At 38.1% G+C, this 13424-nt stretch carries 15 protein-coding genes; 4 read left to right on the top strand and 11 right to left on the bottom strand.

What is annotated here, in order from left to right; translation table 11 throughout:
• Positions 1 to 108: 108 nt before the first annotated feature.
• Together L3V46_RS19670 and L3V46_RS19665 are read right to left on the bottom strand one after the other, a co-directional pair.
• A complete protein-coding gene (locus tag L3V46_RS19670; RefSeq protein WP_239046555.1) occupies positions 109 to 687 on the bottom strand; it encodes a fatty acid desaturase in 579 nt (192 codons plus the stop codon).
• Positions 688 to 720: 33 nt separating this feature from the next.
• Positions 721 to 1212: a fatty acid desaturase gene (locus L3V46_RS19665; protein WP_239046554.1), complete on the bottom strand. Its 492-nt coding sequence runs from the start codon at positions 1210 to 1212 to the stop codon at positions 721 to 723.
• A gap of 83 nt (positions 1213 to 1295) precedes the next feature.
• On the opposite strand from L3V46_RS19665, the gene L3V46_RS19660 reads away from it, so the two are divergent.
• Positions 1296 to 1994: a TetR/AcrR family transcriptional regulator gene (locus tag L3V46_RS19660; protein WP_004818708.1), complete on the top strand. Its 699-nt coding sequence runs from the start codon at positions 1296 to 1298 to the stop codon at positions 1992 to 1994.
• A 35-nt stretch (positions 1995 to 2029) separates the two neighbouring features.
• Positions 2030 to 2986: a 2-hydroxyacid dehydrogenase gene (locus L3V46_RS19655; RefSeq protein ID WP_239046553.1), complete on the top strand. Its 957-nt coding sequence runs from the start codon at positions 2030 to 2032 to the stop codon at positions 2984 to 2986.
• Positions 2987 to 3134: 148 nt separating this feature from the next.
• On the opposite strand, the gene L3V46_RS19650 is transcribed toward L3V46_RS19655, so the two are convergent.
• Both L3V46_RS19650 and L3V46_RS19645 read right to left on the bottom strand, forming a co-directional pair.
• Positions 3135 to 3788: a hypothetical protein gene (locus L3V46_RS19650; RefSeq protein ID WP_239046552.1), complete on the bottom strand. Its 654-nt coding sequence runs from the start codon at positions 3786 to 3788 to the stop codon at positions 3135 to 3137.
• Positions 3789 to 3993: 205 nt separating this feature from the next.
• Positions 3994 to 4707, bottom strand: coding sequence for a hypothetical protein (locus L3V46_RS19645; RefSeq protein WP_004818715.1), 714 nt, complete (start codon positions 4705 to 4707; stop codon positions 3994 to 3996).
• A gap of 415 nt (positions 4708 to 5122) precedes the next feature.
• On the opposite strand from L3V46_RS19645, the gene L3V46_RS19640 reads away from it, so the two are divergent.
• Positions 5123 to 5413 (top strand): hypothetical protein, encoded by a 291-nt coding sequence (locus tag L3V46_RS19640; RefSeq protein ID WP_239046551.1) that lies wholly within the window; start codon positions 5123 to 5125, stop codon positions 5411 to 5413.
• A 54-nt stretch (positions 5414 to 5467) separates the two neighbouring features.
• Here L3V46_RS19640 and L3V46_RS19635 read toward each other — a convergent pair whose 3' ends face one another.
• The 7 genes from L3V46_RS19635 to L3V46_RS19605 all read right to left on the bottom strand — a co-directional run bounded on the left by L3V46_RS19635 (position 5468) and on the right by L3V46_RS19605 (position 11471).
• On the bottom strand, positions 5468 to 5851 hold the full coding sequence (locus L3V46_RS19635) for a hypothetical protein (protein ID WP_239046550.1): 384 nt from the start codon (positions 5849 to 5851) through the stop codon (positions 5468 to 5470).
• A 323-nt stretch (positions 5852 to 6174) separates the two neighbouring features.
• Positions 6175 to 6564 carry a hypothetical protein gene (locus L3V46_RS19630; protein ID WP_004718187.1) on the bottom strand — a complete coding sequence of 130 codons (390 nt, stop codon included), beginning with the start codon at positions 6562 to 6564 and terminating at the stop codon, positions 6175 to 6177.
• Between the two features lie 5 nt (positions 6565 to 6569).
• A complete protein-coding gene (locus tag L3V46_RS19625) occupies positions 6570 to 7163 on the bottom strand; it encodes a DUF6036 family nucleotidyltransferase (protein ID WP_239046549.1) in 594 nt (197 codons plus the stop codon).
• Positions 7164 to 7165: 2 nt separating this feature from the next.
• Positions 7166 to 9235, bottom strand: a complete 2070-nt coding sequence (gene glyS / locus L3V46_RS19620; protein ID WP_004818723.1) for a glycine--tRNA ligase subunit beta — start codon at positions 9233 to 9235, stop codon at positions 7166 to 7168.
• Positions 9235 to 10212: a glycine--tRNA ligase subunit alpha gene (gene glyQ, locus L3V46_RS19615; RefSeq protein WP_004718182.1), complete on the bottom strand. Its 978-nt coding sequence runs from the start codon at positions 10210 to 10212 to the stop codon at positions 9235 to 9237. The genes glyS and glyQ overlap by 1 nt, the downstream gene beginning before the upstream one ends.
• A gap of 106 nt (positions 10213 to 10318) precedes the next feature.
• Positions 10319 to 10711 carry a hypothetical protein gene (locus tag L3V46_RS19610; protein WP_004818725.1) on the bottom strand — a complete coding sequence of 131 codons (393 nt, stop codon included), beginning with the start codon at positions 10709 to 10711 and terminating at the stop codon, positions 10319 to 10321.
• 241 nt (positions 10712 to 10952) lie between these two features.
• Positions 10953 to 11471, bottom strand: a complete 519-nt coding sequence (locus L3V46_RS19605; protein WP_004818726.1) for a 3'-5' exoribonuclease — start codon at positions 11469 to 11471, stop codon at positions 10953 to 10955.
• Positions 11472 to 11623: 152 nt separating this feature from the next.
• Here L3V46_RS19605 and L3V46_RS19600 point away from each other — a divergent pair, with 152 nt between their 5' ends.
• The gene (locus L3V46_RS19600; RefSeq protein WP_239046548.1) at positions 11624 to 13108 is read left to right on the top strand and encodes an FAD-binding oxidoreductase; all 1485 of its coding nucleotides are present in this window, start codon (positions 11624 to 11626) and stop codon (positions 13106 to 13108) included.
• Positions 13109 to 13424: the final 316 nt, after the last annotated feature.

Genomic DNA, 13424 nt, shown 5'->3' with positions numbered 1-13424 from the left:
TGTTGATTGTTTAACTCACTATAAGGCGTAATCAGGTGTTTTAAAATATAAAAGATCCATGCCAGAGGTCTCTATCAACTCATAAGACGAAGATACCAGTTATCAAGTTTAGAACCTACGATTCGCTCGTTTAAACGTCCCAAAGTCATTAAAACGGACCCCATTTTCTTGCATCACTGGATAGCAGTCTTGAGCAATGGCTTGACGAATATAAAATGGATCACGTACAACAAAATGGTGAATGGCATGTGTGCCAGCAAAATTAAAACAAAAGGCCTGTAAAGGTTTCATCCGCCAATCTGTCCAAACCTGACATTGCTGAACGATATTGCCATCTTCAACATCGCCATAATAATGCATATTGGAACTGGTAAAATGTAGACTTAAGGTGCGTAAGAAGTTTGGTGCTGCAATGCTAACGGCATAAAACTTTGTAGTTTTGTCTGCAAGTCTCCATAAGCTATTTTTAGGTTGCGCTATGCCTGTGGCTTTCATTGCTAATTTGGCAGCATTGATCAATAAGAAACCATGCCATAGGGCATAATGAATATGTCCAAAGGGTGCATAACTCGCAGAAAGCTTTGCTTTTAATTTGAGTTTATCTGCTTGGGATAAATGCTTTTGCGCATGAATATAACGTTTGGTGGTTTTCATCATGGTGATGGGGCGTAAATAGATTGCTAGCATATTGTCACCAGTCATCAGCAAACGTTTTAAGCCCTATTGATCACCATTGTTAATCCCACGTTCTTCTAAGTCTGTTTTAGTGCCCGATGATTTATGATGATGTAAATGTACCTCGCGACGTATCCACGGGTTCACGGTACTTGGACGAAAGGCATAAACGGCTGCCAACATGGCATCATTGATTTTTTTGTTTTTACGGTAATACATTTTGTGAATAAGATCATGCTCTAGTTCATGTAAGAGCGACATCCAAAATGCAGAAAGCGGAATTGCCACATACCAAGGCATTTTCCCTCGAGTGTATTGTGTTATATTGAAAATAATCCCTGTTACAGCTGTTACAAGGATGGCTAGGCCAATTTGGTCTTGGTGCTGAACCAGCCAAGGATGACGTTCACGTAATTGATTTCCAGCTTCCAAAATTGTTTTACGAATTCGGTGGCTACGTTGTTCATCTTCTGGATCAGCAAAAAGTTTAGTTTTGCTTTGTATGGACATTTGTACATCGGAAAGGGGTAAATTCATCTTCGGTTTCCTCTATATTTTTGTAGTACGACAAGGAAGTTTTTTAAAACCAACATTTGTTGGTTTTTATGAGAGATTATCTGATGATTAAAATAACGTCAACGTCAGTTTTAAAAAAAATGACGAAAAAGGTGAGCCAACCAAAACAAGAACGTTCCCAAAAAAGAATGGATAAGATGCTGGCAACCACGCAAGAGTTACTGTTATCCATTGGAATTGAAAAGATTTCGATTCCTGAAATTGCCAATGCATCTGGCGTTCCGCGGACCAGTATTTATCAATTCTTTCCGACGAAATACGATATTTTTCGTCATATTGCACTGACGCATTTAAACGATTTAGTCAAACAACTCGGACAGGCTGCTGTTCGAGTGTTGACGGAAAATCCAAATGCAGCCATAGAAGTATACGGACAGCTACTCTCTGAAAGTATGATTCGTACCACTGCCAAATATTTTAATGAATCTGAAACGGCAAGCTTGTTGATTTTAAGTGGACCTTTTACCCGGCAAGCTTATTTGGAATACCAAATAGAATTAAAAAAGGTCAGCCATGGTGTCCGAAAAGCACTTGAAATGATTAACGTCGATGAATATGTACCACAGGAGCCAGATACATTGACGATTTTAATGGAATTGGTTTTTACTTGTATGAAGCATGGTTATTACAACGAAAGCTATATTTCTGAAGCCATTATTCAAGAGGCCTACCGTATGACCAATGCATACTTATTGGCTTTAAAGAATAATTCTTTTGGTTTTCCAGAAGCATCTGCTTCGTAAGTGTAAAACTGGCGCTCTATCATTAAGGAAAAGCAATGAAAGCTGTATTTTTAGATTATGAATCTTTAGATAAACAGGATTTGGATTTTAGTCTGTTAAGCGCAGCTTTTGATGACTTAATACTTTATCCATCGACCACAGCAGAACAAGTTCTAGCACGGATTCAAGATGTAGACGTGGTGATCAGCAATAAAGTGATTGTGAATGCTGAGGCGATGGAACAATGTAAAAATTTAAAATTGATTTTGATTTCGGCCACGGGGACCAACAATATTGATTTAGATTTTGCGCGATCAAAAGGTATTGTGGTGTGTAATTGTCAGGGCTATGGCACTTCTGCAGTTGCCCAACATACACTGACGTTAATGTTGGCATTAGCAACATCTTTACTTAAATATGAGTATGCAGTTAAACAAGGCGAATGGAACAAGTCGCCAATTTTCTGCTTACTGGATTTTCCAATTGTCGAATTATCTGGAAAAACCCTTGGCATCATTGGTTATGGTGAGCTTGGTCAAGCGGTTGCCAAGTTGGCAGAAGCTTTTGGAATGAAAATTTTGGTCGCATCATTACCCAATCGACCAACGCATAAGGATCGAACACCTTTTGCCGAATTGCTTGCGCAAGTCGATTTTCTTTCTCTGCATTGTCCTCTAACAGAGGAAACACGTGATTTAATTGATACTCAAGCCTTTGATAAAATGAAAAATTCTGCTTTCTTAATCAATTGTGCGCGTGGTGGTATCGTTAATGAACAGGCTTTAGCAGACGCATTAAGACAAGGCAAAATTGCAGGTGCGGCAACAGATGTACTTTCTGTTGAACCGCCGACACAAGGTAATGTTTTACTTGCACAAGATATTCCAAACCTGATTATCACACCGCATAGTGCGTGGGGCAGTGTTGATGCACGTCAACGTATTGTGAATCAAATGCTTGAAAATTTTGAGGCATTTAAGCAGGGTAAAGCGATTCGTCAGGTGAATGGCTAAAGGGCCGAGTTAAAAGCACAATGAAAAAAGGCGCAATTAAAAGGCATCGTTAAAAAAGTACAGTTAAACAGCTATATGTGTTTACTGCTATCAGCTTACATGGGTAGCGCAAGGTGTGGAGATCAACGGATTAAGTGTGTTTAGCTGCTTATCTTGGTACACCAACCTCATCATCTGTTGAGCTTTGTGTATTGGTTGAGTTGGTGTCTTTTGAGCCTGTGGTATTGGCGTTGACATCATGCTCTTGGTTCTCGATTGGTAACGACTGTTTTTTAATTTCAGGTTCTTCTTGCGCATTGTTGGGTAATTGATTTTGAACTGTGGGTTGAACAGGTTGTGTGGTGATCGGCGTATTTTGAACGTTTGTTGTCGTTGCAGCAGTTACAGTATTCGCCGTATTGGGTGTGGTCGAAGATTGGCTTAAACTGCCTTGTTCAATCGGTACATTTAAACTGGTTTTACCCATTACTCGATCTTTGGTTTGCTCAACCTTTTTTACCGCAGTATCTATGCCTTGGCGGGTACTATCACGAGCCTCAGTGGCTTTTTCAGTGGTATATTTTTTGGTATTTTCAATGGTTTCATCCAAAGACGGTTTAATTTTTTGAATCCCTTTTTCGGTCGCATCACCTACTTTTTCAGCGGTATTCTGTACAGCTTCACCGGTCTTATGTGCCAATACTTTAAAAATATTTGGATTGTCGCCATATGGCTGGGTTTGATTTTGAGTATTGGTTTGCGCATAGAGTGATGGTGTTGCAAGTATTGCAGTGATCACACATAGACTTTTGATCATCTTCATGATGTTTTGATCCCTTTATGATGATTGTAGCGATTCGCTCAGTGCTAATTGGGATTATGATACTGTTTTATTTAGATAAAAAGTAAAATGGAAAGAAAAATCCTACAGCAAGAAAACATATGTATACATTGCATACCAAATTGCTGGCAGATGTATAAGAAAAGCTCACCTAAGTGAGCTTTTCTAAATGGGCATTAAATTTAAATTATTTTGTAGCAACTTTAGCGTCTGTAGATACGGCGACTTTAGCGCTACCTACTGGTGTTTTCACATGGGTTTGTGAATTTACTTTTGCACCTGTATTTGCTGGTTTAGGTTTAACTAAATCCTTGGTTTTCTGCCAAGTTTTACTTGTTGCTGATTTGGTTTTGTCTTTTACTTTAACAGCTGCTTCTTTGGTGTTATGACCCGCTTCAGAACTTAGTTTTTTGGTATTTTCCCACGCACCTTTCGTCGCAACTTTACCTTTGTCTATGCCTGTTTCCACACCTGTCCCGACTTTATCAGCAGCATGTTTAGTGCCGTCCCATGCATCTTTAGATACATCACGGGTTTTATCGACACCTTTTTCCACACCTGTCCCGACTTTATCAGCAACATTTTTAGTGCCATCCCATGCATCTTTAGATACATCACGGGTTTTATCGACACCTTTTTCAATACCTGTACCTACTTTAGCAGCAGTATTCTTGGTGCCATCCCAAGCGTCTTTAGACACATCACGGGTTTTATCAACACCTTTTTCAATTCCATTACCCACTTTGTCTGCTGTGTTATGGATACCTTGACCAATGTTGCTTAGAATGCCTCCATTGGTTCCGACTTCAGCAGAAGCATTTGCACTTACATCTGTATTGGCAAAAAGAGGAGAGCTGGCAAGAAGTGCTGTGGCGATCACTGTTGTTTTAAGCATTTTCATAATTAGTTTTATCCTGTACCTGAATGAGTTCAAGCTTGAGTGTTGCCTATAATAATGTGAAATATGTATAAAAATAGTCTTTGAGATAAAACAGCAACAGCTTATCTACAGAGTTTTAACAATAGTGTAAGAATTGTGAATGAATGTTACGGCCAGATGTGTTTGGGGGACTTGAGCGTTTTTACTTTTTAAATTCTGATGCTTATAAGAATATGCGAATGATGATAAAAGCATTTTCTGTAAGAATTTCTAGCTTGTTATTAAAACAAAAACGACATAAGCTTTGGGTTAAATTGTTGATTTAATCATCATAATGAAAAATATAATAATCTTGATATTTCTCATCTTTATATTGAGTTTAAAACCCAGTTTTGCCTGCGGCTGTGGTGATGAGTTGTCTTCCAGGCATCAAATAATGAGTTGGATTGTGATGGGCGTGGTTTTTTTAATTTATTTGATTCCAAGCCTTTATTTTGCAAAATATTTTAAGAAATATCAGCTATCTATTGGACATTTGATTTTGTCTCATGTGCTGATGATTGCGATGCTCTATGCAATGATGAATTCGTTTAAATTGGGTTTAAATCAAATTTATTATTGGTTTAATCATTACCTCCCAAATAGTTTCATATTTGCTGTGATTGGACTCATTGGCGTCCTTGTTTGGATTTATCCCGTGATTTATGTGGCTAAAAGAGCGAAATGATTGTGCATGTTAGCGCTTTTAGCCTCAACAACGTATCAAAGTGAAGTGTTGAGGTTAATTACATTTTTCCAGATTTGATGTTTTAAAGTTGTTTTTAAGTGAGTTGAAGTTTTTAAGCTTTTCAGCATCTTTTGGATCAAAAACAGTTTGTTTATTTTCGACTTCAGCATCTACATTTGAAAATGCAGAGATGAGCTGCTCACCTTTAAAAATCCAATGTTCTGTGGCTTTTCCTGTTTCAAAGTTGCCAGTAAATTCGATGACACAGTTGTCTGTTTGTTTGATGAGTTTGGCAAGGTTATGTTTTGTGCTTGGTTCAGCAGAGATATTTTTATGTTGTTCTAAAACAGTTGGAGCGTTTGGATTGGTGGGTGTAGTTGAGCAGGCTGTGAGGACGATCGCGATTAAAGGTACAGATAATAATATTTTAGAATTCATATGCTTTTGATCTTAAACTTAACTTGATCAATTGAGTCTATACAATGTATTGGGAATATTTAGTTTTAGATTGTTAATTTTTATTGTTATGTTTTCATTTATTTATGCGTTTTGGAAAGCGGAGACTAAAAATAAACCCGCTCGAAAGCGGGTTATAATTTATGTTTCTACTTAGTGCTGTAACACCGAAATATCCGCAACACTTATAAAAAATCGTATAACTGCATAAGTAGACTTAAACAATTTGCTCCCAACGCTGTATCCCGTGATTCTCAAAGAACGTATTCGTCACCTAATGTAAAAGAGGAAACAGCGAATGATTTTCACCCATGCTCTTGATGATAATGGCGTGTTTGGAGTGTGAGTAATTGTGATTTTAAATGATTTAAATCTTCATCTAAACCAAATCTTTGCGCTAAAGGATCAACCAAGTGGCTTGAGTCAAGATGAGTGGTCTGTAAAGACAAATCATTTGAAAAAGACTTTAACTGTTGTCTACGGGATACGCTAGAACATGAATAGCGTCTAAATTTTTCAAGTAAGAAAACTAAACGGCGTGTTTCAAGCGTACTTAGATTATTTGTTATAGAAGGTAAAAGCTCTGAATAGAGTAAAGCCTCAGCAACTGGTTTCACTTCACTAAATGTTGCCGATGATAATGGTTGTTTTAACAACGTATTTAAAGCGTGTTCAAACTCTACCTGATTCATCATATGAGTTAGCCTCTTAACTCCGAAAGGATTGACACGATATATTGAATATTCGAGTGTAATTGTTCAGGAGTCGCATAGTACATTTCAGCATTATTCGCTGATTTTTTAAACGCTTCAAGAGAAAACTTACCATTAAGGTATAATTCTTTGATGTCTTCGATATCTCTATCAGATAAACGAGCAAGTTTTGAAATGGCTAAATCTAAACCAGATACTAAATAAACTTCAACAATACGATTGGCAACTAATGGAATCGCTCTTTCAGGATAGTCAGGGTCGACAGATGCAAGGCTGGTGTTAAAACTACGATCAAACTCTAAATTAGTTTCAAGATTATTATCATCTAAATATTCAACGTTATTATTTTCTAAAAACACAACTATATCGTGTTTCTTTAATTGCTGGATTGCTTGAATTTCAGCATCTATATCATTGCTACCACGAGCATTGGTATGAATATGAAATGCACAACCACCAAAAATAAATGCTTTTACAGCACCATGCGGTAAATTCTTATGATTTTTTAATATGTAATTCTCAAGCTCTTGAAAGAGCTTGAGAATAGCGATAGTAATTGGAGAATTACTATAGATCGTCATACTTAGTGCTGTAACACCGAAATATCCGCAACGCTTGTAAACAAGTCGCGTAACTGTGCAAGTAAACGTAAACGGTTTGCTTTGAGTTCTGCATCATCTGCCATAACCATCACATTCTCAAAGAATGCATCAATCGGTGCACGAAGCGCAGCCAACTTAGAAAGTGCAGTGGTGTAGTCTTTCGCGTCCAAAAGTGGTTGAACCGCAGGTTTGATATTTTGAATCTCGGTATAAAGCGCCTTTTCAGCATCTTCAAGCAATTTAGCTTCAACAATCTCACCTGTAGGTGCAGCTTCTTTTGCCAAGATATTGGCAACACGCTTATTGGCAGCAGCTAAAGCAGCAGCTTCTGGCAAGTTACGGAAATGATTTACCGCTGTCACACGCTTATCAAAATCAAGTGGAGATTTTGGAGAAAGTGCTTGAACAGCCTGAATCACATCAACGGCAACGCCTTGGTCTTCGTACTTAGCACGGTAACGACCTTCAAGGAATGCGACAGCATCGGCTAAAGTCTTCGTATGATCTTTCAATACATCGCCATAAGCAGCCAAAGCAAGCTTGATCAGTTCTTCAATCGAAACATCAAGATTATTTTCAGTCACCAAACGCAAGATACCAATCGCAGAACGACGTAAAGCAAATGGATCTTTCGAACCCGTCGGTGCTTGACCAATCCCGAAAATACCTGTGAGGGTATCTAAACGATCAGCAAGGGCAATGGTTGTACCTGTTTTCGTTTTTGGTAGCACATCGCCAGCAAACTTAGGTAAATATTGCTCACCTAAAGCTTCAGCAACTTCATCATTTTCGCCTTCAATACGTGCATAATAAGTTCCCGCGATTCCTTGAAGTTCAGGGAATTCACCGACTAACTCTGAAGTTAAGTCACATTTTGCAAGCAGTGCAGCTTTTTCAGCATCAGTAGGATTTGCAGCCGTGATTGCAGATAACGCCACAGCCAATTTTGCAATACGTTCAGACTTGTTCCAAAGTGTGCCCAATTGTGCTTGGAAGACCATATTGGCTAATTTTTCTTTACGAGAAGCAAGCGGTTGCTTTTGGTCTTGTAAGAAGAAAAACTCTGCATCAGATAAACGAGGACGTACAACTTTTTCATTACCCTCAATGATTTGAGTTGGATCTTTAGACTCAATATTGGAAACAGTAATGAAATAAGGCTGTAATTTATGTGCTGCATTGACCAAACAGAAATACTTCTGGTTGTCTTGCATCGTGGTAATCAAAGCTTCTTGAGGTACAGCAAGGAAACGTTCTTCAAAGCTTGCACGTAACGCAACAGGCCATTCAACCAATGCAGTCACTTCATCACGTAGGTCAGCAGGAACGATGGCAATCGCATTGACTTCATCAGCCAAAGCTTTAACTTGTTGGTCAATGATCGCTTGACGCTCTTCAAAAGAAGCCACGACATGTGCTGCTTTTAATTTCGGTAAATAATCATCTGAATTTGTTAATGAAATTGCTTCAGGGGCATGGAAACGATGACCATAGGTCAGATTACCCGCTTTATGATCCTGAATCGTTGCATCAATCACATCATTGTCTTTTAACAAGACGACCCATTTCACTGGACGAACAAATTCAGTACGGCTTGCCGCAGAACGCATACGTTTTGCGATGGGTAGATTATCCAGTGCTGTTTGTAAAATTTGTGGAAGTAAAGCGTCAAGACTTTGACCTTTCACATCTTTTAAATAACAAACTTTTTCAACTTTACCTGCTTGGAAAGTTGATACTTGGTCCGCAGTAATGCCTTGACCACGCATAAAGCCTTCTAAGGCTTTGGTTGGTTTGCCTTCTGCATCATAAGCAGCTTGTAGGGCAGGGCCATCAAAACGCTTTTGAGTGTCTGCTTGTGCACCATCAACATTGACAATTTTTAATGCTAAACGACGTGGTGCTGCATAAGCTTCAATTGAATCAAATGCCAAACCTGCGTCTTTTAAACCTTTAACCGTTTCAGCTTGTAACGCATCACGTAAGGTCTTTAAGCTTTTAGGCGGTAATTCTTCACAGCCAAGTTCGAATAAAACTGTATGTTTAGACATTATTTATTCTCCTCAGCTTTTGCTTCTGCTTCAACTTGTGCCTTTAACTGTGCAAGCACTTCGTCACGTAAATGCGGTTCAGCCATTGGGAAACCGAGTTTGGCACGAGCAGCCACATAGCTTTGTGCAATAGAGCGTGCCAAAGTACGCACACGTAAAATATAACGTTGACGCTCAGTGACAGAAATAGCACCACGTGCATCGAGTAAGTTAAAGCTGTGTGATGCTTTGATGACTTGCTCATATGCTGGAAGTGGAAGTTCCGCTTCCATTAAACGGGTTGCTTCAGCTTCATAAAAATCGAAGAGTTCAAACATTTTTTCAACGTTGGCATATTCAAAGTTATAAGTTGATTGCTCTACTTCATTTTGATGGAACACATCACCGTAGGTGACTGTACCAAATTGACCTTTGGTCCAAACCAAGTCATAAACTGAATCAACACCTTGCAAGTACATTGCCAGACGTTCAAGACCGTAAGTGATTTCACCTGTGACTGGGTAGCATTCGACCCCACCAACTTGTTGGAAGTAAGTAAACTGAGTCACTTCCATACCGTTTAACCACACTTCCCAACCTAAGCCCCAAGCGCCCAATGTTGGAGATTCCCAGTTGTCTTCTACAAAACGAATGTCATGTGTAAGCGTGTCAATACCAATCGCTTCTAAAGAGTCTAGATACAGTTGTTGGATATTGTCAGGGTTGGGTTTAAGCACCACTTGGAATTGATAGTAGTGTTGTAAACGGTTTGGGTTTTCGCCATAACGACCGTCTTTAGGACGACGTGAGGGTTGAACGTATGCTGCGTTCCATGTTTCTGGCCCAAGTGCACGTAAGAATGTTGCAGTGTGGAATGTCCCTGCGCCCATTTCCATATCGTAAGGCTGTAATACCACACAACCTTGTTCAGCCCAGTAGTTTTGTAAGGCAAGAATTAAGCCTTGGAATGTATCAATATGCGATATGGCGCGACTCATGCAGCATCCACTATAAGTATTAGAAAAAATTGGTTCTAAGTATAAGGATTTTGGGGAGGTGTGGCAAAGGTTAGTCTATAAATATTGATTCTTATCGTAGATCAACTTATGTACATTTTTTCAGATTTTCTTTTGAGATAAAACTTTTCATTTCTTTGGCCTCTTTTCTTATTTTCATTTCCTCAATGTGCTCTTCAATTTTTGCATCTGGAGCATCGCTATTGATTACGGGTTCCGAGCTTGAATTTTCAGATATTAAAATGAGATCGTCCCTAAAAAAAGCCCAATCTTTTTCTATTGTTGGTGTATTTTTAGAAGTGGTTTTTGCTTTTAAGATGCAGATTTTATCTTTTTTAATCAGCGTAAGTTCAAGTGTGCTTGATGGTTCGCCCGTCATTGCAATTTGCTTTGTTTCTAAAATTACGGGTTCATTTGATGTACTACATGCAGCAAGGAAAAACGAAGAAGTTAAAATGATGAAATGGGTTATTTTGTTCATTCGTAAAAATTAAATAAGTTAAATTATATATTTGATATTAACATAAAAAAATTATATTCATGAACTTTATAAAGGTAAATGGCGCTGCAAAAACTGAATGTCGGAAGTTCATCATGACGATGTCACAATGCTTTATTCAATGTTAAGTAAGTGAATTATTTAGAAATCATAGGGGCGAATTTAGAGGGTGATAAAATGCACAAGATCATTATTGGGCTGTAGCAAAATTAGAAAAGACCAATCAAAACTTAATCTTCAATCCATAGTCCTTTTTCATTGCCAATAACGCTTCTGCATTGCCTTTGGCATCGTCAACAGGGTTATGGGTATGTGCTGTTTTACGCAAATGCTTAAAACTTAGAACGCTATCTTTGACCAGTCCTTTATACAAGCTGCCTAAATTTTGTGAACTAAATCCAAAGGGATTATTGCCAGTAAAATGATGAAAATACCAACAGACAAACATCCAGTCAAAACCATTATTATCACTAATAAAGATAGGGCGATCTTTACTGACTTTACTCACCCACTTGGCAAAGTCTTTCATAACATGCTCAGGATTGTTAAAGCTTAAGGTTTCTTCACGACTAAAGCCTGAAACTGCGAGCGCTTGAGGAATATAATTTTCGGAAATTGGTTTAAGTAAACCGTAGAATTGTTGATGTAAATGATCTTCGACCAACACTGCACCTAGCGCAATCATTGAGTAATCACCGGGAATTGGGCCATCTGCTTCGATGTCCACCATAATATAAGCCATATATTCTCCTTATTTTAAGATATTGTTTTTATGCTGGAAGTCATTATAAATGATGATTTTGATCGCTGACAAACTTTATCGGTATTTTGCTTTTTTAATATTTATAGCTTATAAATTATTGAATAAATTTAAAACATTTTAAATCATTCATTATGCAAAAAGCACAGAAAAACAAACTTTGGCTAAGCCTTCTCCTTATTCTATTAGCGGTTATTTCTATTCCTGCGATTCATCTTTTTAAAACAAAAATCAATGAGCAACAGGGAATTGAGCATATTCCTATAGGCTATCGGGATGATGCCAGTCATCTTAATTTGACAAAAGTGCATAAAATTGTCGATGTAGAAAGTACACCCGAAGCGATTCAACAACAACTTAAAACTTTGCTTAAATATGCAAGTGAACATCATCTAAAAGTTTCGATTGCGGGGGCTAAGCACAGTATGGGTGGGCATACGATTTACCCTGATGGTATTGCACTGAATATGCTGCCCTATAACCATATGAGCTTTGATGAGAAGAGCAATATTCTCACGATTGGCTCGGGTGCAACATGGGAAGAGGCCCTTCAGTATTTAGACCGCTATGGTAAATCAATTGCAGTGATGCAATCTTTTAGTAATTTCTCGATTGGCGGTTCGATCAGTGTCAATGGGCATGGTTGGCAAAAGAATTCACCCCCGATTTCATCCAGTGTTGAGTCATTTACCTTGATGAATGCACAGGGAGAGATTGTAAAATGTAGTCGTACAGAACATCCTGAACTGTTTAAATTGGTGATTGGTGGCTATGGATTATTTGGCATTATTCTCGATGTAAAATTAAAAGTTGTAGATAATGTCGCTTTAACATTCCAATCAATTTCAGTTTTACCTGAAGACTATGTAAACGCGTACCAAAAGATTGTCAGCAATAATCCAGATGTACAATTTGCTTATGGTCGGTTACGTATTTCAGATAAGCATTTTTTACAGCAGGCAACCTTAAACTATTTTGAAAAAATTGATAAAAAACCCTTAGCATTGTCACAACAACAAAGTAAAAACGCTGAAACTAAGCGGATTGTGTTTCGTGGTTCTGTCGATAGTGAATACGGCAAACGACTACGCTGGGATCTAGAAAGTAGCCTGAATTCAGTATCGCCTTATGCGACGTTTAGTCGCAATGAAATTCTCAGTGAAGATGCCGCCTTGATTGAAAATAAAGATATCCATTCAACCGATCTATTGCATGAATATTTTATTCCAAAGCAGCACTTGGCTCAGTTTATTCAAGATCTCAAGCCTGTTTTAAAAACGAAAAAAGTGGATCTACTCAATATCACGATTCGTGAAGTTGAACATGATCATGATGCATTTATGAATTATGCCCGAAAGGATGTTTTTGGCTTGGTGTTTCTGTTTAATCAAAAGAAGACCGCACAACAAGAGCAGGATATGCAACAACTGACTCAGCAATTGGTTGATATTACACTTAAAAACCAAGGCACATTTTATTTGCCTTATCGTTTACATGTAAGTCGCGACAAGATGCGTTTAGCCTATCCGCAAACGGACGCCTTTTTTAGTTTGAAGAAAAAATATGATCCAGAGGAGATTTTTAGTAATCAGTTTTATCTACATTATCGTGAGTCGTGAATGATGGTCTGGAGAATACTTTTAACAAAACCCAATAACAGCACCCTGCAAATACAGAAATTGCATAAAAAAACCAATCGCTCAATAGTTTCCATAGCGGTGTAGGCAATGACCCAGTAAAAACCAGATAGCCAATGATGCTGACAATTAACCACATCAACAGTGAGCCGGCGAAAATACTGAAAAAATTAAGCCAATATTGATGTGCAAGCCAAAGTGAAATGACATAAGCAATTGGAATGACAAGAATGCAATAAATCAGATAAACGATTAGGCTGATACCAAATATTGTGAGTAAAGACTGTATATCATATTG

Origin of the sequence: Acinetobacter sp. AG3, assembly GCF_022343575.1 — a bacterium.
Lineage (GTDB): Bacteria > Pseudomonadota > Gammaproteobacteria > Pseudomonadales > Moraxellaceae > Acinetobacter > Acinetobacter guillouiae.
This window is presented reverse-complemented; position numbering and strand designations above follow the sequence as displayed.